Origin of the sequence: Planktothrix mougeotii LEGE 06226, assembly GCF_015207485.1 — a bacterium.
Lineage (GTDB): Bacteria > Cyanobacteriota > Cyanobacteriia > Cyanobacteriales > Microcoleaceae > Planktothrix.
On the sequence record NZ_JADEWU010000068.1, the window covers coordinates 1 to 24,735 of the forward strand.

Consider the following 24,735-nt stretch of genomic DNA (forward strand, 5'->3'; position numbering starts at 1 on the left):
GGGGGACGGGGGGAAGAGAAGTAATCGTCAACTATTAATCGTTAACACTCAAGCCCCTCTTCCTACCAAATCCCCTTATTTATAGCTTGCCATTAAGTTAGCGGGTTTTCCTAGATCTCCTTCTAAAAATACTCCACGTTGATTGGCGGCTAAATGTCGCAGAATTTTATAAATAGCTTCAGTTTGATCAGGAACTCCTGCCTGCTGTGCTAAGGTTTCCAGGGAAAGAGGTTGACCTGCATTTCGTAGGACTTGAATAATTTGTTGTTGTAAGTCCAAAATGACGGCCGCCGCTTTTTTACCTGCCTCAACACCGGGTTGATGGTAAGCGTTAATATTCACTAACGAGGCATATAAACCTACAGCCCGATCATACAAAGCAATTAAAGCACCTACGATTTGGGGATTCACTTCCGGGACTGTAATTGTAATCGAATCTCGATGATTTTCATACAATGCCTGTCGGGTTCCTTGTAAAAATCCCGATAAATAATCCCCAGATGTTACCCCCGGTTCTATTTCAATTGAGGTAGCGGATCGATCTTTTAACACTTCAATTAATGTGGCAAAAAAGTTAGGAACTCCTTCGCGTAATTGTTGAACATAGGCGTGTTGATCCGTCGATCCTTTATTGCCATAAACCGCAATTCCTTGATAAACAAGATTGCCATCCAGGTCTTTTTCTTTCCCCAAGGATTCCATAACTAACTGTTGTAAATAGCGACTAAACAACAGCAAACTATCCTTATAGGGTAAAACCACCATATCTTTTTCACCCTTTCCATTTCCGGCATAATACCAAGCCAAAGCCAATAAAGCTGCTGGATTAGTTTTAACATCGGGTTTGCGGGTGGCGATGTCCATTTCCTTCGCTCCGACTAACATCCCCCGAATATCAATGCCTTGTAGGGCCGCAGGTAATAGCCCAACGGCTGATAATTCCGAAGTCCGTCCCCCCACCCAATCCGCCATCGGAAAGGTCGTTAACCAGCCTTCAGCGTGGGCTTGTTGATCCAATTTACTGCCGACTCCAGTAACAGCAACGGCTTGTTTAGCAAACTCCAAATTTTGGGTCGCAAAGGCGTTTCGTACCTCAATCATGCCGTTACGGGGTTCTGGAGTGCCACCAGATTTAGAAATCACCAGCACGAGGGTACTGTTGAGGCGATCGCCAATTCTAGCTAAAACCCGATCAATGCCTGTGGGATCGCTGTTATCGATAAAATGGATATTCAGGGCGGGATGTTCAGGGGCTAAGGCTTCAGCTACAAACTGGGGGCCTAAAGCCGATCCCCCAATGCCAATGGATAAAATATCCGTGAATTTTGGGGTTTGAGGCGGTTTAACTTCGCCTTGATGAACCTTTTGAGCAAAGGTTTCAATGTTTTCTAAGGTTTCGACAATTTCTTGCTTCAGGTCTGGAGTCGGAGCTAGATCGGGGTCGCGTAACCAATAATGGCCGACCATGCGGTTTTCATCCGGGTTAGCGATCGCCCCTTGTTCCAAAGCCTCCATCGCTTTAAAAGCGTGATCAAATTTGGGCAATAAGGATGCAACAAACTCATCGTCGAATCGCATTCGACTGATATCTAGGTACAGTCCTAAGCCGTCATGATAGTATAGCCAATCTTGGTAGCGTTGCCAGAGTGCAGTGGCATCCATAGTCTTACATTCCGCTATATTGATTTTTAGCTTAAGGGATAACTGATTCAGATTAACTCTTTTTCGGCTAACGATTAACGGTTAAGGCTGACTGCTTGATAAACTAGACTGAAGTTCCCTTGTGACCGGATCTGCAACTATGGCCAAAATTTTAGTGATCGCCAACGGCAAAGGAGGAGTGGGCAAAACCACAACCGCCATTAATCTGGCTGCTATTCTTGCCAATAACTTTAGCACACTGTTAGTTGATACAGACCCCCAGGGTTCTGCCTGTTGGTGGGCTGAACAAGGTCAAGGGGGAGATATGCCCTTTGAGCATTCTTCTGAAACTGACCCCAGTTTATTGTCTCGGTTGAAGCAGGTGACGGATTATGAATTAGTGGTGGTGGACACCCCTCCGGCGTTAAAGTCCGATGCGTTATTAGCGGTTGTGCAAGTCGCGGATTATTTGGTGTTACCGACCCAAGCGGCGCCGATGGATTTAGTGGCATTAATTGAAACGGTGAAATCGACCATTACGCCCTCAAAGGTTCCCCATCGGGTGTTAATGACGAAGGTTGATCCCCGCAGTTTAGGGGATGCGTTTGAAGCCCAAAAATCGTTACAAGAAGCGGGTATTCCCGTGTTTAAAAATATTATTCGCGCTTATAAAGCTCATGAACGTTGTCCCTTAGAAGGGGTGCCAATTATTCAAGCGAAAAGTCATAATGCTAGAGAAGCAGCTTCGGATTATCGACGGGTAGCGGTGGAATTATTGAGGAGTTTATAGGGGAAATATGAATTAGCGATCGATCCTTGAAACAAAATGTTTGGGAAGGGGAATTGAGCCTTTATTTGTGAGTATTTCCTTTACTAAACATTGGAGTTAAAAATCAATTATTTTAGGGCTGATTCAAAGATCAATGTAACAATTGAGTTATTAGGAAATTTGACTAATGAAAAAAATGATTAATAAGGAGAATAAATTATGATCCAAATTACCTTAACCCCCGAACAAGAACAATTTTTACAAGCCCAACTCAAAACTGGAAAATACAATAACCTCCAAGAGGTAATTTCTAAAGCTTTTAAGCTGCTAGAAAAAGAGGAGGAAACCGAATTTATTGCCAATATTCCAGGCAGCCCATCAGCTAAAAAGCTCCTGAAAGAAAAGATTAAAGAGTTTAGGGATAACCTAGAAAACAATCAAAACCAACCCCTAAATATTGAACAAGAGAAATTGATTCGAGAAGTAAAAGAGCTATTCGATAAAACTCAATCTATCCCTGGTATTGGAGATATAACCGAGGAGGAAATAGTCGCAGAAATAGAAGCCTATAGGGGAGGAGAATGAAAATCATTGTTGATACCAATGTTTTAATCTCTGCCGTTTTAAAGGGATCAACAATGCAACATCGATGCTAGAATATTAACCGTATTTAACGATAACTTGAAAATGACTCAAAGCTTGCGTGTTGTTGCCCGTGTTGTGGCGTTACCGGATAAAATAGAAGCGTTAAAAGCGGTATTATTGGCGTTAGTTGAACCGACTCGCCAAGAATCAGGTTGTTTACAATATGATTTATTACAAAATCAAGAGGATTTGACCGATTTTACCTTTGTAGAACAATGGGAAAGTTTACAACATTTACAAAAGCATTTAGCAAGTGTTCATCTTCAAAAATCGTTAACTCAAATTGAAGGTTTAGTTGCGAGTCCGCCGGATATTCGGTGTTATGATAAAATTTTATAGAGTTTAGTTGTTCAGATTAAAAATAGGGTTTAATTCTAAAATAAAATCCTTTAAAATATCTTCTCCCGATAATTGATCAGGGTTTTGTAAGATTTCAATAGGTTGATTGAGTCGATAGATTTCTACTTGTTTTTGAATCGGATCAATCAGCCATCCTAATGTCACCCCATTTTGTTGATATTCTTTCATTTTATTTTGCAGTGTTGTTAAACTATCGGTTTTTGACCGTAATTCAATCACAAAATCTGGACTAATGGGGGGAAATTGTTCTCTTGCTGCTGGTGTTAATTTTTCCCATCGTTGTCGTTGTATCCAAGACGCATCAGGAGAACGATTTGCGCCATTAGGGAGTTTAAAACAGGTCGAAGAATCAAAGGTAACTCCGGTTTTATCCTTTTGACTCCAGGTTTCTAACTGAAACAAAATAGAAACATTTCTGCGTCCGGTTTCTCCTCCAGTTGGTGACATAATAATTAAGACTCCATCAGCAGTTTTTTCAAATTGTAAATCTCTATTTTTGCTACAAATTTCAAAAAATTGTTCATCAGTTAAAATGTGAACAGAGGGTAAGTTCAGAGTTAATCTGTCTACCATAAAAGTTACCCTTATCAAAACTGTTAAAAGATAATTTAATTATAACTGTTTTTAGTTAAATCCCCCATAGCTTTACCCGCAACTCCCCAAATTCCTGATAAAATTAGCCAACTCAAGGTATTGACTCGAAAATCAAATAAGGTGACATCAAAACAGTTAAATAAAATTAACGCTAAAAACGTGATTAAATAGCTATAATAAATTAATCGGGCTGAAGGATGAGTTAAGCTATTTTTTAACACTAAAAATCCTTGAGTTAATATTACACCGACTATCAGCATAAAAAATAGGGTTGTAGGAATCCCCATTTCTGCGAACATCATTAAAAATAAATTATGGGGATGACCTAACCAAACGTTCATTTTAGCTTCATAAAGGGGGGTAAAATTTCTTAATCCCCATCCCGATAACGGTCGAGTTTGGGCTAAATTTAAAGCAAATTTCCATTGGGTAATTCTTAGGGTTTCTACGGGACGGACAAAATTTTGATCGGTAATTCTTTGCCAAAAATAAGCGGGGATAATGATTCTTAACCCTTCTTTAATTGGAGAGGGTGCAAAAGCTGACCCGAAAACGGCCGTTACTCCTGTTGTTACTAATAGGATTAACCACCACCATCCTAAATATAAAGCATAGGCTAAACTTGATAAAACTGCTAACCCCCAAGCATTACGAGAGTTTGTTAAAATTAAGTCAATTCCAGTTAATAATAAGGTAAATACTAATAGGGTTATTCTCAAGTTATAACTTTGAATTGGAAAAATTGACGTTTGAGCTTTATTCCGCCATTCTTCTATCAATAATCCCAAGGTTAATGTAAAAATAATTACTAAATAGGCTGCAAAAATATTAGCATACATAAAGACTGAGGACATTCGACCCGGAGGATTTCCATTCAGATGTAAACTCCAGCCGAAAATACCCTGTAAACTCTCAATTCCTGACCATCCTAAATACTGTTGTCCTAGTCCCAAAATTGTAACGGGAATAGCAGCAAAAATCATTAACCACGATAACCACCGCAGTTGACTAGGAGTTTGAATAATTTCACTTAATCCCGCAAATACAATAAAATAGGGAATAAAATTACTTAAACCAATAAAAGATTCAACTGGGTCATGGGCTAAAACAGAAATAATTATTAATAATAAACTTAAAATCGCTAACCCTTGATTAACTGGATTTTGACGAATGGATTTAAACTGGCGTTTCCAAGTTAGAAGGGTTGCAAAAACAAGGGCAATTCCGCCAAATGTGGGTAAAATTGGAAATAAAAATACCCCCCATTGTAAACAATTCCAAGGTAACTGTAATCGTTGTTCTGGGTGGGGTAAAAGGATTAATTTCATGACTTATAGCTCGTTATCAAACCTCAAATCAAGATTAAGTATAAGCCCAATCTGAACGAGTTAAACGAATTTGAGCTAAAGTAAAGATAGTGGGAATAATCCGAGCATAATTAGTAGAAATTGAGCGCCATCCTAAATCCGCAATTAACCACGTCCATAATAAGGGCCCCAAGAAGGAAAATACACTCCGAGTTAACCCATATCTTGCCGCCGTAACCGCCATTCCTCGGTTTGCAGTTTGAATAGCAACATAATTTTTAAATTGGTTAGCTGCGGTGGCACTGCCCACAACTAAGGCTTCTTTTGCGATTTGATATTTAGCAAAATGTAAGGTAAATTGACGGGCAATTTGTCCTAAAATTATTGGTCTAATTACAGAATTAACGGCTACCAAACTTCCGGCTTTAAATAACCATCCTAACGGATCTTTTTGAGCAGAAATCGGTAAGGGTTTTAAAGGTCTTGTTTCTGTTAAAGCTTTTTGAACTTTTTGAGTTAAGTCGGCTTGTTCTGACTGGGGTAAACGTTTCCAAGCTTGACCTAAAAGATGTAAAAAAACTTCCGCCTCTAAATCTGAAGTTGACAGGTTTTTTGAATAAGAAATTTTCAAATAGTGGCAAACTTGAATTAAAGCTTGGCGGTAAGTGACCTGTTGCGTTTTTCCCCGCAATACCGTCACCCCATCAGCGGCAAGATAGCGAAAACGCTGTTCTAAGGCATCTAACCACGCTTCCCGGTCTCGACTTTGAACATCAATAGGGGTGGGAGTTTGCACATAGTCTAAAGGGTTCAAACCCCGACTAAATAAGAGTGCTGTTAACTGTTCCAACTCCTCTTCTGTTGCCAGTTCCAATGCGGATCTTAGTTCGTCCAACGTTGATATCCTCCTAAATTCGGAGTGTTTCTCTGACCTATTTTACTACTATTTGGGAAAATCTGTTATCCGGGATCAGTAAATCCTGTTTTGTTAACAATTGCTCATCAGATTCCCTGAAATTTATCATTTAGACTATCAGAAATCAGCAATATAGACTTATAATCTAAGAAACTGAAGTTCAACAATACCCATGAATTCAATAATATTTGATGTTGCCGTAATTGGTGCTGGAGTTTCGGGTTTAACCTGTGCTCAACAGTTAAAAAAAGCAGGAGATTGGTGTGGAGGAAATCAAATAGAAGGTGCGTTAAAATCTGGAATAGAAGCCACAAATTGGCTGCAAACTCAAACCTCTGTGTTAAAAAATCCATGAATCTATAGTAGAGACCTTTGATTAAATGCCTCTACTATGGGATAATAAAAAAACATCTCCAGAGGAATATAGCCACAAAGCCGATTCATCCTTTACAGTGTAAAAAGCTAGTTTAATTTAATTTATTTTTCTTTTGATTATGGGTAACTTTGCAGAAGTTTTAGCAGAACCGATTGTTCCATTTGCAGTTTTACTGTTGGTTATTTTAACGGTACCCATTCTATTTGAACGGTTGAAACTTCCTGGACTCATAGGATTATTAGTGGCTGGAGTTCTTTTAGGGCCTTATGGGTTAAAAATATTATCAACGGAATTACCAATGATGAAACTTCTATCGGACATTGGGTTACTTTACCTAATGTTTGTAGCGGGTTTAGAAGTGGATATTAAGCAATTTAAACGCCGGAAAGATCGCTCAATGGGGTTTGGTTTTTTAACCTTTGCAATTCCTCTGTCTGCGGGTATTTTAGTCGGTCGTTTATTTGGTTGGGATTGGAATGCCTCAATTTTAATTGGGTCTTTATTAGCTTCCCATACTTTATTAGCTTATCCCATTATTAGCAAATTAGGAGTTGTTAATAATGAAGCTGTTATTGTTACCATCGGAGCGACAATTTTTACAGATATTGGATCATTATTAGTCTTAGCAGTCTGTATAGCAGTTCATGCTGGAGACTTTTCAATTGCTAACATGGCTGCTCTGATTTTAGCCTTGGCAATTTATACGGCTGTTGTTTTGTTTGGTTTTGATTGGTTAGGTAGATTATTTTTTAATAAAATTGGTAAGGAAGAAGGAAATCAATTTTTATTTGTATTGGTAGTCGTTTTTCTGGCTTCTCTAGGTGCTCAATTAATTGGAGTTGAAAAAATTATTGGAGCGTTTTTAGCAGGATTAGCCGTTAATGAGGTAGTCGGAGAAGGAGCCGTTAAAGAAAAAGTTGTTTTCGTAGGAAGTGTTTTATTTATTCCTATCTTTTTCGTAGATTTAGGATTATTAATCGATTTACAAGGATTCCTCACAAGTATATTATCCTTTGCCTTTCCCGCAACGATTGTGTTTGCTTTACTAGGAAGTAAATTTTTAGCTGCATTTTTTAGTAAATTACTTTATAAGTATACCAACCAAGAAATGTTAACCATGTGGTCATTATCTATTCCCCAGGTTGGAGCCACATTAGCCGCTGCTTTGGTGGGTTATAAAGCACAATTAATTAATGAAGAAGTTCTCAATAGTGTGATTGTATTATTGTTAGTTACGGCAACTTTAGGCCCTATTATTACCAGTCGAGTTGCGGTTGGACTTCCCCTTTCCTCAACAGAACCCCATACAGAACCCGATTTTGAGGTTGGGGAAACTCTTCCACTCGCTCAAACGTTTACGGTTGTTGTTCCTGTTTATAATCCAAGTACAGAACGTAATTTAATAGAAATGGCAGCTTTATTTGCTAAAGGTCATTCTGGTCAAATTATTCCTCTAGCCATTACGGTTCCCCATGGGGGTAACATGGATGTTCCAGAATTAGAAATGGCTTTAAAAAAAGGTGAATTGCTCTTAGAAAAGGCTAAAGAATTAGCAACGACTTTACAAGTATCTTACCAATCTTTATTAAGAATTGATGATAGTATTTCTCAAGGTATTGTCCGAGCCGCACGAGAACAAAAAGCGAATTTAATTGTGATGGGATGGGGACGCAGACGAGGATTTCAAGCTCGTTTATTCGGAAATTTGATTGATGGTGTCTTATGGGATACTCATTGTCCTGTTGCCGTTTGTCGTTTATTAATCGAACCCCAACAAATCCAACGAGTTTTAGTTCCTGTGGAAAATTTAGGAGAAGAAACGGTGAGATTATTAAAATTTGCAGAAGCATTAGGAAATTCGGGATTATCGATTACCATTTTGCATTTATGCGATCGCTCAACTTCTGACAAAGGGATGATTTGGATTCAATCTCAACTGGCTAAATTAACAGCACAAACAACGACAACAAACGCAGCTAGAATAGAAATTGAAGTTAGACGAGGACAGGATATTGTTCGACAAATTCTGACCGCTTCTGAGTCGGCTGATTTAGTCGTTCTCCGCGCAACTCGATATCGTACCGCCGCAGGATTAGCGGTTAGTGATATCACAAATCAATTGTTAGATCGTTTAACCTGTTCTGTTGTGATGTTAGGAGAACCTCCCCATTGACGAGAGTTTTACTAAACACAACAGAACTGGAATTTAGATCCATTTAACTTTGTAAATTTTCTGATAAATTACCTACAGAAAGTAAATTATTTTGATCTAAATCATTTAAGTCATCTAAAATGGCAACAATTTCCCGTTCAAAGGTGACTTTTGCTCGATTAGTTCTGCCTCCAATATATAAACGTTCTCCTTGTTTTAATGCCCAAATTTGAGAATGGGAAACATAACTCATCATCACACTAATCATTAACAACCCAAACCCTAAATAAACAATCGGAATCCCCGGATCTGCTTTAATTTGTAATCCCGTACTTCCAACTACTTCATCAATAAATAATGTCACCCCATCCACTTCGGTTGACATTCCCTCGCGGACGGTTGACACTAATTCACCCTTTCCGTTATAGACTAATACGGTTCCTTTTAAATCTTTAGCTAAGACAGAAACCCCGGCGCTTAAATCCGGTTTAATAGGAATCCAAGTCCCCCAAATTCGTCCTTGACCTCCAGTGTCTAAGGGAGCCATTGGTAAGCGAAATACTGGGCTTTTGTTCACCCGCACTCGTAAGGCTCCAATACCCCAATCTGCTTGATAAAAAGTCACGCCTTGATATCGAAAAGGTTCGTTAACATGAATCGTTTTACGCTCAACTTCCTCCCCTTGTTTATTAATAACCGATAAATCCGAATAAAATTGATCAATTCTGCCATCAGGATCATAATCAATCCAAAATCGATTCACTTTAACCGCCCAATCTTTAGGAATTTGAGCCTGAGAAAATTGTCCCGCATCTAGGATATTTTTAACTTGAAAAATATTGCCACCGGGAACCATTTCTTGAGCCGTAAATCCCGTAATAGAGCCAATAATAGAACCTGCTAAAATAATTAACATACTCGCATGAACAACAATCGGCCCTATTCTTCCAATAATTCCCCGTCTAGCATAAAGTTTATTCCCATCTTGAAAGACTAAATAATGACGTTTTTTCAGTAAAGCTTCTAAAGCCGTCAAAGAACCTGTGGTTAATTCAGCACTTAAAGCAATACTTTGAAATTGTTGGGGTTTATCGTAATAAGTCCAGCGACGGGCTGATTTTAAAGTGGGTAATTGTCGGGTAAAGGTACAAGCCGTTAAGCTACTCCCAAATAACACTAAAAGCGATAAAAACCACCACGTTCGATAAACATGATCCAACCCAATAAAAATAATAATTTTCCAGCTTAAAAACCCAAATAAAGCGGGATGTTCAGGATAATTGGATTGATAATATTCTAGGGATTGACCTTGTTCGAGCAGTGTTCCTGAAATACTAAAAACCGCAATTATTAATAATAGTAAAATAGCCAGTCTTAAATCTGCCAATTTTGGCAGAATTTCTTTTTTCAACAATTTTTGAATTAAGGTTTCCCCCGCTCTTATTTTTTGAAATAATGAAAGTTCTGTCTCCATTTTATGTTCCTCTCTGATTAAGTAACGGGTAACAATCTAAACACAAGCGAAAATACACCAAATCCAACTAATAAAACACCACTTGTCGGCGTAATCCAGTTTGACCATTTTCGCAGTTCTAGCATTTTTTTAATCGTGGCTGTAAAGGTTCCTGCTAATACCAAGGGTGCAACATAACCCCCTGCATAAGCTAATAATAAAATTCCTCCTAAAATCAGATCTCCTGTTGTAGAAACCCAAGCTAATAATGTTGCTAAAACGGGGGTACTACAGGGAGACGCAACTAGCCCAAAAGTTAACCCTAATAAATAGGATTTTAAGCTCTGGGGAAACTGTTTAGGTATCCATCCCATTGTATCAAAAGCAGGCAGTTGTAAGGGCAAAGCTTCTAATAAATTTAACCCCATTAAAATGGCAATCACACTCACAATAATGGGTAAACCAAAGCCAATTTGACCATACACTTGTCCAACAAAAGATGCCAGAATTCCTAACCCGGCTAAGGTGGTAGCGAGTCCGAATGCAAACCAAATCGATTGAATAGCGGCTTGTTGTCGATTTTCGGTTTCATAACCGCCAATATAACCAATGGTAATCGGTAACATGGACAGCATACAAGGCGTTAAACTGGTTAACAAACCCGCCATAAAAATAACAGCAATACTCACCCAACTTAGATGAGTTAGTTGGGTTTGAACCAGATCATTTGCCAGTTGTGCCAGTTCATACAATTTTGTTTGTAGGGTTTCTAGCATGACATGAATTAAGCGAGTCATTTCCTGGACTATTATAACGGATTTTAACCTTCAATGATTACTCATGAATTGAACCATCCGGCATGACAGCACCTTCTAAAATCACGGTTTCTAAATTAACCCCTTCTAGGTTTGCTCCTTCTAAATTCGCTCCTTCTAAGTTACAACTTTGCCAAAGGAATGAAGGACAAGCTTTAGTTTTAACTAATTGTTCTATCGTTTTGAGGTTGGTCGCCTCAGTAGGGACTGTCCAACCTAATATAAAACTCAGAATTAACCCTGTTTTAATCACGAAAGCAATCACTTTCATGGCGGAACTCAAATTTTAATCTTGACAAATCATAGTTTATCTCAAAATTGACACCAGGACTCAGAAACTTAGTTTATAACTTAACTTTCCTTTCAGTTACTTAGGTGAATCCAGAAACCGAGTTTCTAACCCCCATTTTTTAAATTTTTTGTATAATTGATGATAGAGATTAAATAACTCATCAATAGGGGAACGTTTTTATGTTGAATTGGCGTTATTTTCCAATCTTATTTTTAGGGCTGTTAATCGCTTGTCAACAAAATAGCGATCGCGCCCTGATCACTCCCCCTATTTCCAATCCTGAATCAACGGCTATTTCTGCTACTCCCGAACCCCCAAAACCGATTTCAACAAAGCCTTTATCCCCCCAACCGATTCAGATTGCTTTAGAAAATTTACCTCAACCCTTTCATAGTAATAGTGCTTCTAAACCGCCTCAAGTTATTGCAATTCCAGATAACCCCGTTTTAAATGTTCCCCCCGGATTTAAAGTTAATATATTTGCTGAAAACCTAGATAATCCCCGTTGGTTAGCCTTAACCCCCAATGGCAATGTATTAGTTGCCGAAACCAAACAAAACCGGATTCGGTTATTAAAAGATACTAATCAAGATGGAGTAACGGATGAGATTACAACCTTTGCTGATGGAAAAAATGGGTTAAATATTCCCTTTGGAATGGCATTTTCTCCCAATTATTTTTTCTTGGGAAATACAAACGAAGTCAGACGTTATGCTTATAATAATCAAGATCAACTGACCGGAACTGGGGAGAAAATAGCAACGTTACCCGGAGGCGGATATAACCAGCATTGGACTCGAAATGTTGTTGTTTCTCCCGATAATAAAAAACTGTATGTTTCTATTGGTTCAGAAACGAATGTGAGTGAAGAAAATCTTCCCAGGGCATCGGTTAAAATCATGAATTTAGATGGCTCTAATCAACAAACTTTTGCGTCTGGACTTAGAAATCCTGTTGGGTTAGATTTCCATCCCCAAACCACAGAACTCTATACAACTGTTAATGAACGAGATGGCTTAGGAGATGATTTAGTTCCTGATTATTTTACTCGTATTCGTCCAGGAGAATTCTATGGATGGCCCTATAGTTATTTTACACCCAATAACCTTGATCCGCGTCATGTTGAAAATGGTCAAAGTATTCGGCCGGATTTAGTTCAAAAAACATTAAAACCTGATGTTCTCTTTCAAGCCCATTCTGCTGCTTTAGGGTTACAATTTTATGATGGAAATACCTTCCCTAATCAATATAAAAATGGGGCATTTGTTGCTTTTCGAGGCAGTTGGAACCGGAATGCAGGAACGGGATATAAATTAGTGTTTATTCCCTTTAATCAAGGTCGTCCCCAAGGTTATTATGAAGAGTTTTTAACCGGATTTTTAGTTAATCCTTCTATTCCTGAAACCTGGGGTCGCCCAGTCGGATTATTAGTCTTACCCGATGGAAGTTTAATTTTTACAGAAGAAAGTAATGGTCGGATTTATCGGATTCAATATTCTCCCTAAGTTCAGGAAAACTTGAGTTTTTTATGCTTCAACTCCTATATTTTTTAGGGTTTGAATAGCAAAATATTCCAGGGTTGACACAGGAACATTACAAAAATATTGGCGACGAAACTGTTCTTCTTGAACAGCGATTAAAAAGGTTTGGATTAATTGGGGAAGAGTTGAGGAAGCATTCAACGGTGATAAATCCTGCCGATTTATATAAAAGGAATGATCTCGATATTCAATGTTAAATCCTAAACCTTTTAAGCTTTCAAAACCAATTTTTAAGGGGATTTCTCCTAGGTTTAATTGATTCCGAAGTTGTTGACGGGTGACAGGTTGATGGGTACGACTCAGATATTTTGCAATTCCAATCAGTTGTTCCCAAATTTTGACAGGAGGTAATAATTCAGGTAAAGTATAAGCGATCGCTAAGGGTTTTTTTTGAGTATAGGCGCGTCGAAACCAAGCTTGTAAGTCTTCCCAACACGTTGGACAATCTTCGAGAATTAATAAATTTTGACTCACTCCAGAATGAGATAAAAGTTCATCTAGGGGTTGATTTCGATAATCTAAAATTGGGTGATCGGCAAAATTAATCGATGAGATCAGAGATTGATTTTCAGCAGAATATAATTCTAATACGCGAATTTCATATTGTTTTTTAAAGGTATTAAAATCTAGTTCAACTAAAACATCTGAACGTCCCTCTGGTAATTCATCTTTATAATGTCCCCACCAAACCCCCGGAAATCCCGTTGTGGTGGACTCATCCCACAGTTCAAAAGTAGTTTTAATATATTGAACTTTTCGCCCTCTAACATCTTGTTCTAAAGAATGCCAAGCATTTGTAAACCAACAATTTTGAATTAAAAGTTTCGGAACTGGGTTTCCCATTCCACAAGGTTCTAATAGTTTTAATTCTTGAAATAAATCCACCCCTAATTCGGCAACGGTAGAAACTAAATCAACTTGAATATTCCGTTGTCCAATTTCTTCTAAATCCGATTCAACTTGTTCTCGCATTTGGCGATTAATAGCATCAGTAAAGATCGGTATATTTTCTACGGGTAAACTTAACCCAGCGGCTAAGGGATGACCCCCAAATCGATGTAAAAGATGGGATTGACTTTTAACTAATTCATAGAGATCAATTTGATTCACTGAACGAGCCGAACCTCTAGCTAATTTAAACTCCGAATTCTGACTCAATTGATCGGCATAACTGGATAAATTAATTGTTCCTTCAGTGGTTAATAAAATCGTCGGTCGTCCATAATTTTGAGCCACTTGACCCGCCACTAAACCTAAAACTCCTCCAGGCCATTGAGCATCGGATAACACAATAACTTGAGTGGTTGATAAATCTATTTTTCTTAATTTTGCCATAACATCACGGGTCACATCTTGTTGTAATGCTTTACGGCGAGTATTGGCTAATTCGGTTTCTAAGGCGAGTTGTTGACAGCGTTTTTTATCTCGACTGGTGAGCAGTTCAACACAGAATTTAGCATCTCCATAAATGCGGCTCACGGCATTAATTCTAGGGCCAAGACCGAAGGAAATATCTGTTGGGCGATCGCCTGTTCGTTTACATAACTCTAACAGTTTAGCGACCCCTGGACGGGTGGGATTCTTTAATTGTTGTTGTAATTTTTCAATTCCTAATTGAGCTAAATAACGACAATCTCCTTTAAGTTGAACTAAATCAGCAATTAAACCAATTGCAACTAAATCTAATAAATCTTCTAAGGGACGTTGGGGAATATTGGGTAAAATTTCATATAATGCCTCGACTAATTTATAAGCAACGGCAACCCCTGATAAATGATATAAAGGATGATCTGGAGATAAATAACGGGGATTAATAATTGCAATAACAGGCGGTCTTTCTTCGAGTAAAGTATGATGATCCGTAACAATAATATCAATCCCTAATTGATGAGCATATTCAATTTCTTTTAAATTTGTACTTCCTGTATCACAAGTAACGATTAACTGACATCCTTGTTGATAGAGTTGATCAATTCCGGTACAATTTAATCCATGAGATTCTATTAATCGATTAGGAATATAATAAGATAGTTGCTGATTTTCGCGATTAAAAAATTGTCCTAATCCATCCCATAACACAGAAGTTGCCGTAATCCCATCGGCATCAAAATCTCCCCAAATGGTTACAAGTTCTTGGCGATTTCGGGCTAAAACTAATCGTTCAACTGCCCTTTCTATCTCAATTCCAAACTCAAAGGGACTCGCAGATTGATAACATTGAGGATTTAAAAATCCAACTAATTGTTGAGGAGTTTTTATTCCTCGGTGAAGCAATAATTGAGCAATATATTGTCCTGAACTTTGAGGTGCATACTCTTGAATAATAGGAATGATCCACTCAGGAACATCTAAACTTGGTTGAATTTGCCACATATAGTAGGGAATTACGAATTACGAATTACGAATTACGAATGGGAAACAGGGAACAGGGAACAGATTATTCCTTTAAATTTTAACTTCTTGAATTTGATCAATATTATATAGATTCACAGAATTTAAAGGTTGATCAAGGGATAATTCTTCAGGAACTCGTTGACACCGAATCCCGAATTGACAAGATTTACAATATCCTTGATTGATATCAACCTGGGGGAAGGGATCACCTTGTTCATAACGATCTAAATAGTGATGAAATTGATCAATCAGTTGGGTTAAATCTTGTTTATTTTGTTGATGCTGTTGTTCAGTATAAGGAAAGTGTAAAGATTGAGGAGGTTGTTTTTGAGGAGACTTAACAAACCAATAAGTCATGGAAACTTGTTCGGGTAAATATTGACTGGTTTCGACTAAAAGATAAAGATATAATCGAGTTTGCCAATTTTGTTCTAAAAGATGGCGATTTTGGGGACGAGGATAGGTTTTCCAATCAAAAATTTGCGCCTGTTGTTCCTCGGCTTTAACTAAATCATAAACAGCAACTAATAAATCATCCTTAAAATTTAAACTTCGGTAATGTTCTGCTTCTCGAAATCTTAAATTTTGCTGATCAGAATTCAACGTAAAAATATCCGATGCAACCCTTAAAAATTCAGTATAACAGCGTTTTAATTCAAGGTCTTCCGTGAGTAATGCTTCCACCGGTAATCCTAACTCATGTTGCTGCATCAACAGGTGAAATCGATTTCCCCAAGTGATGCGTTCCTCATCGTCTGGAGACAGGGGTGCAACCAATTGATCTAAATAGGTATATTGAAACTTTCGGGGACACAGAGACAACAAATTTAAGTGTTGTTGAGAGAGTCTAAATCGAGTCATGGCGATTTTATCAACAAACAGGTCTACTTTGAATTATCCCCTGAAAATGAATCTTCCTATTTTTATTTACAAACGTTCAATCTGTCTAGCTTGTTCAGATAATTTCGATTGTTGTTGTCCTTGAAAGCGAGCAGTTCCATTTAATAACGAAATGGGGGTACTGACTAAATCCACGATTTCCGCTTTTCCCATCAAAAGTTTTACGCTACCAAGCGGTAATTCTTTTAAAACCCAACGTCCTAAGCGATAAACATAATCAGAAAAGGTTAACCCTTTCATTAAATTAATGCCATGAAGTTCGTGTAAATAACGATTAGATTGTCCATAGCGTCGCCACTGACTTTGTAAGGCTTTGAACGTAGACCGATGACGATGTTTAACCGTTGCTTGAGGTGCAAATTCTAATTGATAATTCGTTTGTTGTTGAATCCGCCAACAGATATCAGCATCCCCCCCAGTAGTCAGGTAGGGACGAAACAAACCCACCTGTTCAAAAATGACACGCCGAATGGCTAAATTAGCCGTTTGACCATAGGGTAAAAACGAATTATTTAAGGTGTGTTTTTGAGATAAAGTATCTTGTTTATCGGCATACTTTTCTAATAAATTTTCACTCGGTAAGGCAATAATTTCACCCGCCACTAACCCAATATTTTGATTCAAAAAGGGTTTAATTAATTCCTCTAACCATTGAGGTTCTGGACGACAATCCATATCCGTAAAGGCAATAATTTCCCCGGTTGCGCCTCGAATTCCGGCATTACGAGCGGAATATGAACTTTGAATCCGATTTTCTGACAACGACCGAATCTGAATTGAAGAAGTTGCCGCTAATCCCTTGACAATCGCAACAGAATTATCCTGACTATTATTATCAACCAATAAGTATTCTACTTGATCTGCCGGATAGGTTTGCGATCGCAAACAATCAATTAAATCCGGCAAATCCGTCTCACCATTATAAACGGGGATAACAACAGAAAGGTTAGTCATGGAAATAAAACCAGATGTGAGGGAAGAGCAAGATTTAGGTTGATCAATAACCTAGGATCAGGGTGATTAAAACTAAGATAGCATTAATCAAATAAAAAGTCCCGACTACTTGGGTTTCTTGCCATCCTGATAATTCTAAATGATGGTGTAAAGGAGCCATTTTCAACAAACGCTTTCCGACTCCATCGGGGTTTTTGGTTGCTTTATAATAGCTAACTTGAGCAATCACCGACAGGGTTTCAACGAAGAAAATTCCACTAATCATCAATAGCACCCACAAACTATTGGTTAATAAAGCCACCGCCGCAAAAGCACCCCCTAATGCTAAGGCTCCCGTATCCCCCATAAAGACTTTTGCCGGGTTACGATTATGGGTAACAAATCCTAAACAACTCCCACTCATACAAGCACAAAAGGTGGTTAATTCCGGTGCTGTAGGAGCTAAATACGCACCTAAACCCAAAAATGCGATCGCACCTAATCCCCCCATTAATCCATCCACCCCATCGGTTAAATTGGTGGCATTACTCTCAGCAACTTGGACAAAAATTGCCAAGGGCCAGAATAATAATCCCAAGGGAATTGCGAATCCCAAAGGCAACGCAACGGTGGTTAAGGTTGGAGATTGAGTTGCCAATAACCAAAAACAAAATAGCGTTGCAAAACCGACTTGCAACGCCAATTTCATTTTAGGAGAAATACCTTTATTGGATTTACGTCTTAAAATTTGCCAGTCATCCAACCAACCAATCAATCCGTAGGCTAAAGTTAAGGCAGAAACGGCTATAACATTCGGGTGAAATCGAGTTAAAATAACAGCGATCACCACTCCCGCAGGAATTAAAAAGATGCCTCCCATCGTTGGAGTTCCAGCTTTTTGTAAATGCGCTTGGGGGCCATCTTCTCGAATAAATTGTCCGGCTTTAATTCGGACTAAAATTGGAATCACCCAAGATCCCAAGACAGAAACCGCAACCGTACACACTAACCCAGGCAGAAATAACGACCCTTGAATCTGGAATAATTGGCCGTTCACCCCATCTAAACTCAAGGCGAATACACTCAACCCCAAACTCAGGAACAATAGTAAGGTTTGTCCAGACAAGTTGAATGATTTAACCGAAGAAAATTTGGTATCCACAAAAAAATTTAATCCTCAACACCACAAAGTCAAAAGACTGGAAATAGGACAAAGGGTTTCGGTCAACTGGTGACAGTGCCCTCGTCGGTCTTCCTAGCCTTCTAATAAGTCCTCATCGATATCATCATCATCATCATCATCATAAACGGAGTCATCAACGGACATGAGTTCCGAGATTTCCTCTTCATCATCCAAGTAGTCCGTGACTTCACTAATGGGAGTATCTCGCGCGATTAGACGTCCAGTTGATTCCAACCAAGTCAGAAGTGAAATTTCTTGCTTAGAAGGAATCACATCCGCCGGTTCATGGACAGGGATTTCGCGCAATGATGGATTGAGCATTTTTAGTTTCAGGTGTCAAATAGAAGTACGTTAGACTTAATGTAATTTTACACAATAGTTGATTATGGACAGTATCATAATTGTTAAATCGATAAAACTCGATATCGATTTAAAAAGCTAACTCATTATTTTAATAATATAAATTTTAATTATGATTAATCAAAAAAAAGCCACCCTCTTAGAACTGATCGCGGGTAAAAATCGAGGGTTACTCGCCACTGAAACCGATAAAGTCGCTATTTTATCGGCCATTACTCAACTAGAGGACTTCAACCCCAACCCTCGACCGTTGGAAGTGCCTCAACTGTTAGAGGGCAATTGGCGATTATTATATACCAGTAGCGATGAATTATTAGGAATCGGTCGTTTTCCATTGTTGAGATTAGGACAAATTTATCAATGTATTCGGGTAGCCGATCAAAAAGTTTATAATATCGCCGAAGTTCAAAGTTTACCCTTATTAGAAGGATTAGTCAGTGTCGCCGCCCAATTTGAAGCCGTTTCCGAAAAACGAGTTAATGTTAAATTTAATCGGTTTATTATCGGTTCTCAACGCTTTATCGGGTATCAATCCCCGAATTCTTTGATTGCGGATATTGAAACAGGTAAAAAATTTATAGCCATTGATTTTAATTTACAAGCCCGGGATCAACAAGGCTGGTTAGATATTACCTATTTAGATGCAGATTTAAGAATCGGACGGGGAAATGTAGGGAGTGTATTTGTGTTAACAAAACAAGCTTAAAATACCGTTCCATCACTCTCTAATTGCAGAGGGGGAGAACTATCAGAACGGCGTTGCTTCGCAATTTCTCGTCCGGCGTTCCACGTTCCCCCTTGTAAGACTTTAACCAGGGGAAATTCTTGGGGAGTAAAGTTTAATTTTTGGCAGATAATATCAGCAATTTTATCCAGTATTATAATAGTCAGCGATCGCCATTCTATAATAACACTAGAATCAGGTTTATGGAAGATTTTAAATAAATTTGGATCTTTTAATTCTAATAATCCTAAATCTAACCCTAATCCCCCATTTCGATATTCTGCTAATCCCGTTAATTGATCTAAATCAATAATTTCTAATCCTAAATCCTGCAAAGGTTCAAGTAAAGAATAGGTTAACCATTGGGATAATTTATGGAAGGGAACAAAGGGATATTTGGAATCCAAGGCTTCTAACCCTGGATAATACCAAACATCTCCTAAATTAACCTGATTAAGGGTTAATCGTCCCGGCCAAATTTCTCCTAATCCTTCTAAAATAGCTGTTAAAACCGTAACCGCACTGAGTTGATTATCTTGGGTTTGGGTTAAAAAATAATCCGCTAATTTTCCAGATCTAGGGTTATATTCTCCAAATAAATGAGGATAATCATATAAAGTTTTTCCTAATTTTTTTAACAGTTCTAATCTGCCTTTAATTCCGGTTAAAGGATTATTTTCAGTAATTTGAAATCCGCTTATGAATTGAGATTCTGTTAAATTTATTAATCCTTTAGCATCAACTTGAAACGGAGATTCAGGATCACTTGAAAATACCCCTTGACAAAACATTTCATAACTTGCAATTGCTAACCCTTCAGAACGTCGCCAAACTAACCCCGTTTCAGGTTCTTGATAGTACCATTTTTCCCCCGCACCCGCATCTAATAAAACACTAATAATCGCTAAATCTAGTTTTGCTTGGGTTTGTTCTACTAAAGATAAATCATTTAGCTGTTTTTGTAACTTTTCAAGGCGAGGAATATTCCCGACTTCAAAATGTCGCCATCGAGAATGGAAAGGAACCTGAAGATTAGGATAATTTTGTCTAATATTATCTAACACAAAATTAGCTACCAATTCTAACCTTTCGGGATAATAACGGAAATGTTGTAATTGTTCAGATAACGCTAAATTAAAAATAAAATTACACCGTTCTCGAATAGCTTGAGGAGAACGAAAATAAGCGATCGCATTTTGATAATCTGCTAAATTTTTCATATCATCCCTCCTCGTAGTAAGCCCTTCAGGGCTTCTTCTCTTAAGTAGTAAGCCCTTCAGGGCTTCTTCTCTTAAGTAGTAAGCCCTTCAGGGCTTCTTCTCTTAAGTAGTAAGCCCTTCAGGGCTTCTTCTCTTAAGTAGTAAGCCCTTCAGGGCTTCTTCTCTTAGTATAATCCCAAATCGGGTAAATGATTAACAATTTTAACCGTTTCTAAACTAACGGTTATCACTTGACCCATTAACCTCACAATATATTGTTCATCATCTAAACGGTTCGGATCATTAACAATTCCACTCCGTTTATCAATTTTAACTTGATATTGATCAATAATCCAATCTAACGCCGAACGATTTCCTAAGCGATATTCAAACACTTCTGGAGGTATGCCGCTTAACGTGAGAAACTCATTATAAATAATTTGGGTTTTATCTTTACTGAGTTTCATTTTTTCAACTCGCCAATTTAACGGAACTTGATCATTTTCAATAAATTTAAGGTTATATTCGGGTTGTTGTTCATAGTTGAGATGCAAATCTGCTAATTGTTGTCCTGCATTTACAAACCCTCGAAAATCGGGTGCGTAGGGAATGCGCGGAAGTTCTCGTTTCAGGTTAGCGGCGTAGCGTTCTCGATAGGTGGGATGATGCAATATTCCATAGGTATAATAGAAGATATCCCATTTTGTAATGGTCTGATCTTGGTAATAATTTCTAAATTCTTCAAGTGACCAGTCGGTGATATTTTCTTTTCGGTTTGTTCCGTCTTCGTCGTAGGTGTAGAAGGGGAAACATTGACCAGGACGACCACCGACATCAAGAGATGGAATACAATTTGTTATTTGTACTAAAAAAGGAATTTGTGAATGATTAGTTACAGCAATAACTCGATTTTCTTTTTCAGTATCTAGTGTAGGGAATATATAAGCGAATTGACCTCTACGATGATTAAAAATTTCGTCAAAATATAAAAGTTGTACAGAAAATGGACGATACATAGACAATCTAATCTTCTCATTGTTAAAGTCTGCTATATTCCCAGAATTTAAACACTCTTTTAAACGACTACTCCATTTAATTTTAGTGTCATCGTAAATAACAAATGAATCTACTGTATCTTTAGGCGTTCTTTTAGTTTTCCATTGATAAACCTGATGATTATAATTTTCTATGGTTAATTTTATATTTTCAACTAATAAATTTTTATTGAAGTTATACACCCACACATCTCGGTTTGTCTGCACACCACTACTATAATTTCTAAAAATATCTGATTCATTAATCGATTTATCTTTAGTTTCTTTATTGCCTATTGGGATAAAACTTTCAAAATCATCTTGCAATCCTTCTGTTAACCAAGTATATTTTTGATCAGGATTAATCAGTGACCATTCAATATTACTATAACTTTGCGACTGATCTAAATATCCTAATTTTTCTTCCTTTCTCCAAAATTCACCAACACTAGCATAATAAATTTTTGTATTCTTAGACTGGTTGGGTCTATTTTTTCTAATAAAAATATTAATACTAACTCCGACTTTAATATCAAAAACGTTATGAATACTTTTTGAAGGATCTGTATTTTTTCTGATATTACCTCCTAAATCAACAAGATAAATTAAATCAAAATCTTTCTCTAAATGTTTCCTCATGCCATCAAAAGCAAGAGCATTAATAAAACTATTATTTGTCACTAAAGCAATAATTCCCTCATCTCCTATCCTATTAGATGCCCAGCGAATTGCTTTAACATAAGGATCAGAAAGAGAACTTTTATTAGTTGCTTTTGAATCTTTAGCATAGGTTTCTCGAATTTGTTGATCAACTTCTTCATATTTCCGATTTTTATTATTATCATTTTCATTAACCTGCCAAGCATTATAAGGCGGATTTCCAATAATCACAAAAATTGGTGAACTTCTTTGACGTTGAACCCTAGCGGTATTTTCTGGCGTAAATAACGATAACTGTTGAACCTGTTGATCCGAAAACGTATCAACTAAACAAATCCCTTCAAAAGCTTTATAACCTCCCGTTGCTTCAAAATATTGATGCTCAATATTCATCGCAGCAATATAATAAGGTAATAACATCACCTCATTGCAGTGTAATTCATGTTCATATTTATAAGGAAGGGCTGTTTTTCTAATTTCCTGCATCACCCGTAAAATAAAATTACCCGTCCCCACAAAGGGATCAAGAATATGAACTCCCTTATCATTTAACGACTTGCCAAACTCTTTTTGTAAAATATCCTCAACACTTTTAACCATAAAATTAACAATGGGTTGAGGGGTGTAAACAATTCCATGAGTATCGGCAACTTTCACCGCCAACCCTTGAAAAAATTTCTGATAAACCGTATTCAAAAAATGCTGTTTTTCGCTATAATAATTAATAGTTTGGGCTGCATCTTCTAACGCTCGATAAAAATAATCTACTTCCCCTAAAAAATGATCTCGACTAAAGGATTTAGACGTTAACGCTTGAATTACCTTTTCAATTTCCACCGCAATAATATTGCGACGGGTGAAATCAGGATTATCAAAAATTCGTCTAAAAATTCGTTCTGTGAGGAGATGCTGTATTAACATTTCCTCCACCGCAGCCTCAGCAAGATTCGGGTTAATGGCTTGACGACAAATTTCCGTAAATTCACTAAACGCTTGAATAAATTTCGGGTTTATTTTCCGTTGGGTTTCAATTAAATTAATCAGTTTACCCGATAACTCTTTAACTCGTCCGCCAAATTCAGAAGCCGCCGTTTCCCATTGTGCGATCGCAGGCGTTCGATATTCAAAAAATAACTTTAAGGTATCGACTAAAATTTGCGGTTTTGTGATATCCTCATCACAGATTTGTTTTCCCCCTTGCCATAAAATCGCCCGTTCTGGAGCTTGAAAAATAATATTATTTTTCGGATATCCAACGGCAAATTTTTGTTTAACTTCTCGGTCTAATTTATCATGACTATCTTTCGCTTCCCAAATGCCATATTGTAGGGTTTCATCTCGAACTAACGCACCATCAACCCGAATGCTTTTACCGTTGGGTAATTTAATCGATTTTTCAGGAACTAAGGTTAAATTAAATTGTTGACAACAAGCTTTTAATAAGTCTGCAAAGGCATCTTTCACTGCTAATTCATGGGAAACCCCCAACTTTGCAAACTGTTGTAAAGCGTCATAATAAGCTTTAACAGGTTTATGGGTGGGTTTCAAGTTTAGCATTGTCATAAAAAAAAACCCTCAGACTTCCTTTGCTAATTCTCTCATGTTAAACTCTAAAAAAATATTAGATTTAATAAAAATTATTCTTTAACCGATTCACAGCTTACTGCGAAGCACTGAGCCTGTCGAAGTGTTCCCCGTTATAATAGCTCGGAACATTATAGCATCAGTAACCCATAATATTTTAGCGACAAGAAGCTACTATATTAACTTTAATTTCAACATTGAGTTTCCGACGAAGAACATCAAAAATAGCCGTTAAATTGTCCATCGTTGGATTACCTTTTGCAGATAACATTCTGTGTAAACTTTTGCTAGGTTTTGAGGTTTCAAGAGCTAGTTCTTCAAAACCGATTGTTGCATTAACTAGATCTCTCAATATTAATCGGGAAACTTCAGGTTCTCCATTCAAAAATAGAGCGATCGCTTCATCAAATAAAGCCATCGCAAAATCAGGTTCTCTTTGAACTCGTGCAGTAATTGTTTCTTTAAAATCTCTACTAATTTCTACCATATTTACCTCTCTTTTTATTTTTATGCCTCTTTTGAGCTTTCTCTTGATTTAAAATTTGTTTTTTTCTGTGTTTGTATTCTTGATATAAATTTTTAGCATTCTCAATATCTGATTGTTGTGTTTTTTTTGTTCCTCCCCCAAATAAAATTATAAGTTCTTGACCTTGTTGGACAAGATAAATTCGATATCCAGGGCCATAATCAATTTTTAATTCACCAATACCATCAAACCATTTAATATTTGATGTATTACCTAACTCTAAGCGAACGATAGCAGTTGATACTTTAGTCGCACCATAAACATCTAAAGTATCAAACCACTCTTGGTAAGGGCTTGAACCATCTTCTCTAAGGTATTCTTGAACTTTCATACTTAGAACCATAGTAACTTATATGTTACTCTGAGTCAAGTTAGGT

Annotated in this window: 23 protein-coding genes; 7 read left to right on the top strand and 16 right to left on the bottom strand. The window is 37.5% G+C overall.

Annotated features, from left to right (window positions below; genetic code table 11):
- Positions 1 to 75 precede the first annotated feature (75 nt).
- Positions 76 to 1,662, bottom strand: a complete 1,587-nt coding sequence (locus IQ236_RS21455) for a glucose-6-phosphate isomerase (protein ID WP_193871163.1) — start codon at positions 1,660 to 1,662, stop codon at positions 76 to 78.
- A gap of 139 nt (positions 1,663 to 1,801) precedes the next feature.
- Between IQ236_RS21455 and IQ236_RS21460 the strand changes: the two genes are divergently transcribed.
- The 3 genes from IQ236_RS21460 to IQ236_RS21470 all read left to right on the top strand — a co-directional run bounded on the left by IQ236_RS21460 (position 1,802) and on the right by IQ236_RS21470 (position 3,394).
- Positions 1,802 to 2,431 (top strand): ParA family protein, encoded by a 630-nt coding sequence (locus IQ236_RS21460; protein WP_193871164.1) that lies wholly within the window; start codon positions 1,802 to 1,804, stop codon positions 2,429 to 2,431.
- A 198-nt stretch (positions 2,432 to 2,629) separates the two neighbouring features.
- Positions 2,630 to 2,995, top strand: a complete 366-nt coding sequence (locus IQ236_RS21465) for a ribbon-helix-helix domain-containing protein (RefSeq protein ID WP_193871165.1) — start codon at positions 2,630 to 2,632, stop codon at positions 2,993 to 2,995.
- A 102-nt stretch (positions 2,996 to 3,097) separates the two neighbouring features.
- Complete coding sequence (locus IQ236_RS21470; protein WP_193871166.1) at positions 3,098 to 3,394, top strand: putative quinol monooxygenase; 297 nt, start codon at positions 3,098 to 3,100, stop codon at positions 3,392 to 3,394.
- A 3-nt stretch (positions 3,395 to 3,397) separates the two neighbouring features.
- Here the strand turns inward: IQ236_RS21470 and IQ236_RS21475 are convergent, their stop codons facing one another.
- Genes IQ236_RS21475 through IQ236_RS21485 form a run of 3 tightly spaced genes read right to left on the bottom strand, consistent with a single transcriptional unit; the run spans position 3,398 to position 6,211 of the window.
- Positions 3,398 to 3,988 (bottom strand): Uma2 family endonuclease, encoded by a 591-nt coding sequence (locus IQ236_RS21475; RefSeq protein WP_193871167.1) that lies wholly within the window; start codon positions 3,986 to 3,988, stop codon positions 3,398 to 3,400.
- 35 nt (positions 3,989 to 4,023) lie between these two features.
- Entirely contained in the window at positions 4,024 to 5,337 is a 1,314-nt protein-coding gene (locus IQ236_RS21480; protein ID WP_193871168.1) for an O-antigen ligase family protein, read from the bottom strand.
- A 34-nt stretch (positions 5,338 to 5,371) separates the two neighbouring features.
- Positions 5,372 to 6,211, bottom strand: a complete 840-nt coding sequence (locus IQ236_RS21485; protein ID WP_193871169.1) for a YaaW family protein — start codon at positions 6,209 to 6,211, stop codon at positions 5,372 to 5,374.
- A gap of 193 nt (positions 6,212 to 6,404) precedes the next feature.
- On the opposite strand from IQ236_RS21485, the gene IQ236_RS21490 reads away from it, so the two are divergent.
- A complete protein-coding gene (locus tag IQ236_RS21490) occupies positions 6,405 to 6,587 on the top strand; it encodes a hypothetical protein (protein ID WP_193871170.1) in 183 nt (60 codons plus the stop codon).
- A gap of 139 nt (positions 6,588 to 6,726) precedes the next feature.
- The gene (locus tag IQ236_RS21495; RefSeq protein WP_193871171.1) at positions 6,727 to 8,781 is read left to right on the top strand and encodes a cation:proton antiporter domain-containing protein; all 2,055 of its coding nucleotides are present in this window, start codon (positions 6,727 to 6,729) and stop codon (positions 8,779 to 8,781) included.
- A gap of 43 nt (positions 8,782 to 8,824) precedes the next feature.
- Here the strand turns inward: IQ236_RS21495 and IQ236_RS21500 are convergent, their stop codons facing one another.
- Genes IQ236_RS21500 through IQ236_RS21510 form a run of 3 tightly spaced genes read right to left on the bottom strand, consistent with a single transcriptional unit; the run spans position 8,825 to position 11,299 of the window.
- Complete coding sequence (locus IQ236_RS21500; RefSeq protein WP_193871172.1) at positions 8,825 to 10,234, bottom strand: cytochrome c biogenesis protein; 1,410 nt, start codon at positions 10,232 to 10,234, stop codon at positions 8,825 to 8,827.
- Positions 10,235 to 10,251: 17 nt separating this feature from the next.
- Positions 10,252 to 10,989: a cytochrome c biogenesis protein CcdA gene (locus IQ236_RS21505; protein WP_193871189.1), complete on the bottom strand. Its 738-nt coding sequence runs from the start codon at positions 10,987 to 10,989 to the stop codon at positions 10,252 to 10,254.
- Positions 10,990 to 11,047: 58 nt separating this feature from the next.
- Positions 11,048 to 11,299 (bottom strand): pentapeptide repeat-containing protein, encoded by a 252-nt coding sequence (locus IQ236_RS21510; RefSeq protein ID WP_193871173.1) that lies wholly within the window; start codon positions 11,297 to 11,299, stop codon positions 11,048 to 11,050.
- Between the two features lie 200 nt (positions 11,300 to 11,499).
- On the opposite strand from IQ236_RS21510, the gene IQ236_RS21515 reads away from it, so the two are divergent.
- Positions 11,500 to 12,825, top strand: a complete 1,326-nt coding sequence (locus tag IQ236_RS21515) for a PQQ-dependent sugar dehydrogenase (protein ID WP_193871174.1) — start codon at positions 11,500 to 11,502, stop codon at positions 12,823 to 12,825.
- A 21-nt stretch (positions 12,826 to 12,846) separates the two neighbouring features.
- Here the strand turns inward: IQ236_RS21515 and recJ are convergent, their stop codons facing one another.
- The 5 genes from recJ to IQ236_RS21540 all read right to left on the bottom strand — a co-directional run bounded on the left by recJ (position 12,847) and on the right by IQ236_RS21540 (position 18,592).
- Positions 12,847 to 15,234, bottom strand: coding sequence for a single-stranded-DNA-specific exonuclease RecJ (gene recJ, locus IQ236_RS21520; RefSeq protein WP_193871175.1), 2,388 nt, complete (start codon positions 15,232 to 15,234; stop codon positions 12,847 to 12,849).
- Positions 15,235 to 15,306: 72 nt separating this feature from the next.
- Entirely contained in the window at positions 15,307 to 16,116 is an 810-nt protein-coding gene (locus tag IQ236_RS21525) for a PD-(D/E)XK nuclease family protein (RefSeq protein ID WP_193871176.1), read from the bottom strand.
- Positions 16,117 to 16,182: 66 nt separating this feature from the next.
- Positions 16,183 to 17,109, bottom strand: a complete 927-nt coding sequence (locus tag IQ236_RS21530) for a glycosyltransferase (protein WP_193871177.1) — start codon at positions 17,107 to 17,109, stop codon at positions 16,183 to 16,185.
- Between the two features lie 43 nt (positions 17,110 to 17,152).
- On the bottom strand, positions 17,153 to 18,250 hold the full coding sequence (gene mraY, locus IQ236_RS21535) for a phospho-N-acetylmuramoyl-pentapeptide-transferase (protein WP_193871178.1): 1,098 nt from the start codon (positions 18,248 to 18,250) through the stop codon (positions 17,153 to 17,155).
- A 93-nt stretch (positions 18,251 to 18,343) separates the two neighbouring features.
- Positions 18,344 to 18,592 carry a DUF3134 domain-containing protein gene (locus IQ236_RS21540; RefSeq protein ID WP_072718007.1) on the bottom strand — a complete coding sequence of 83 codons (249 nt, stop codon included), beginning with the start codon at positions 18,590 to 18,592 and terminating at the stop codon, positions 18,344 to 18,346.
- A gap of 151 nt (positions 18,593 to 18,743) precedes the next feature.
- Between IQ236_RS21540 and IQ236_RS21545 the strand changes: the two genes are divergently transcribed.
- Positions 18,744 to 19,337, top strand: a complete 594-nt coding sequence (locus IQ236_RS21545) for a PAP/fibrillin family protein (protein WP_193871179.1) — start codon at positions 18,744 to 18,746, stop codon at positions 19,335 to 19,337.
- On the opposite strand, the gene IQ236_RS21550 is transcribed toward IQ236_RS21545, so the two are convergent.
- The 4 genes from IQ236_RS21550 to IQ236_RS21565 all read right to left on the bottom strand — a co-directional run bounded on the left by IQ236_RS21550 (position 19,334) and on the right by IQ236_RS21565 (position 24,689).
- Positions 19,334 to 20,575, bottom strand: coding sequence for a URC4/urg3 family protein (locus IQ236_RS21550; RefSeq protein WP_193871180.1), 1,242 nt, complete (start codon positions 20,573 to 20,575; stop codon positions 19,334 to 19,336). The two genes, IQ236_RS21545 and IQ236_RS21550, sit on opposite strands and share 4 nt — an antisense overlap.
- 164 nt (positions 20,576 to 20,739) lie before the next feature.
- Positions 20,740 to 23,811 (bottom strand): type ISP restriction/modification enzyme, encoded by a 3,072-nt coding sequence (locus IQ236_RS21555; protein ID WP_193871181.1) that lies wholly within the window; start codon positions 23,809 to 23,811, stop codon positions 20,740 to 20,742.
- 178 nt (positions 23,812 to 23,989) lie between these two features.
- Entirely contained in the window at positions 23,990 to 24,319 is a 330-nt protein-coding gene (locus IQ236_RS21560) for a helix-turn-helix domain-containing transcriptional regulator (protein WP_193871182.1), read from the bottom strand.
- Positions 24,306 to 24,689 (bottom strand): type II toxin-antitoxin system RelE/ParE family toxin, encoded by a 384-nt coding sequence (locus IQ236_RS21565; protein WP_193871183.1) that lies wholly within the window; start codon positions 24,687 to 24,689, stop codon positions 24,306 to 24,308. The genes IQ236_RS21560 and IQ236_RS21565 overlap by 14 nt, the downstream gene beginning before the upstream one ends.
- Positions 24,690 to 24,735: the final 46 nt, after the last annotated feature.

What these genes read in the sequence shown, in the direction of transcription:
- IQ236_RS21455 (WP_193871163.1), bottom strand. Translation starts at nt 1,662, where the DNA reads ATGGATGCCACTGCACTCTGGCAACGCTACCAAGATTGGCTATACTAT.
- IQ236_RS21460 (WP_193871164.1), top strand. Translation starts at nt 1,802, where the DNA reads ATGGCCAAAATTTTAGTGATCGCCAACGGCAAAGGAGGAGTGGGCAAA.
- IQ236_RS21465 (WP_193871165.1), top strand. Translation starts at nt 2,630, where the DNA reads ATGATCCAAATTACCTTAACCCCCGAACAAGAACAATTTTTACAAGCC.
- IQ236_RS21470 (WP_193871166.1), top strand. Translation starts at nt 3,098, where the DNA reads ATGACTCAAAGCTTGCGTGTTGTTGCCCGTGTTGTGGCGTTACCGGAT.
- IQ236_RS21475 (WP_193871167.1), bottom strand. Translation starts at nt 3,988, where the DNA reads ATGGTAGACAGATTAACTCTGAACTTACCCTCTGTTCACATTTTAACT.
- IQ236_RS21480 (WP_193871168.1), bottom strand. Translation starts at nt 5,337, where the DNA reads ATGAAATTAATCCTTTTACCCCACCCAGAACAACGATTACAGTTACCT.
- IQ236_RS21490 (WP_193871170.1), top strand. Translation starts at nt 6,405, where the DNA reads ATGAATTCAATAATATTTGATGTTGCCGTAATTGGTGCTGGAGTTTCG.
- IQ236_RS21495 (WP_193871171.1), top strand. Translation starts at nt 6,727, where the DNA reads ATGGGTAACTTTGCAGAAGTTTTAGCAGAACCGATTGTTCCATTTGCA.
- IQ236_RS21500 (WP_193871172.1), bottom strand. Translation starts at nt 10,234, where the DNA reads ATGGAGACAGAACTTTCATTATTTCAAAAAATAAGAGCGGGGGAAACC.
- IQ236_RS21505 (WP_193871189.1), bottom strand. Translation starts at nt 10,989, where the DNA reads ATGCTAGAAACCCTACAAACAAAATTGTATGAACTGGCACAACTGGCA.
- IQ236_RS21510 (WP_193871173.1), bottom strand. Translation starts at nt 11,299, where the DNA reads ATGAAAGTGATTGCTTTCGTGATTAAAACAGGGTTAATTCTGAGTTTT.
- IQ236_RS21515 (WP_193871174.1), top strand. Translation starts at nt 11,500, where the DNA reads ATGTTGAATTGGCGTTATTTTCCAATCTTATTTTTAGGGCTGTTAATC.
- recJ (WP_193871175.1), bottom strand. Translation starts at nt 15,234, where the DNA reads ATGTGGCAAATTCAACCAAGTTTAGATGTTCCTGAGTGGATCATTCCT.
- IQ236_RS21525 (WP_193871176.1), bottom strand. Translation starts at nt 16,116, where the DNA reads ATGACTCGATTTAGACTCTCTCAACAACACTTAAATTTGTTGTCTCTG.
- IQ236_RS21530 (WP_193871177.1), bottom strand. Translation starts at nt 17,109, where the DNA reads ATGACTAACCTTTCTGTTGTTATCCCCGTTTATAATGGTGAGACGGAT.
- IQ236_RS21540 (WP_072718007.1), bottom strand. Translation starts at nt 18,592, where the DNA reads ATGCTCAATCCATCATTGCGCGAAATCCCTGTCCATGAACCGGCGGAT.
- IQ236_RS21545 (WP_193871179.1), top strand. Translation starts at nt 18,744, where the DNA reads ATGATTAATCAAAAAAAAGCCACCCTCTTAGAACTGATCGCGGGTAAA.
- IQ236_RS21550 (WP_193871180.1), bottom strand. Translation starts at nt 20,575, where the DNA reads ATGAAAAATTTAGCAGATTATCAAAATGCGATCGCTTATTTTCGTTCT.
- IQ236_RS21555 (WP_193871181.1), bottom strand. Translation starts at nt 23,811, where the DNA reads ATGACAATGCTAAACTTGAAACCCACCCATAAACCTGTTAAAGCTTAT.
- IQ236_RS21560 (WP_193871182.1), bottom strand. Translation starts at nt 24,319, where the DNA reads ATGGTAGAAATTAGTAGAGATTTTAAAGAAACAATTACTGCACGAGTT.
- IQ236_RS21565 (WP_193871183.1), bottom strand. Translation starts at nt 24,689, where the DNA reads ATGAAAGTTCAAGAATACCTTAGAGAAGATGGTTCAAGCCCTTACCAA.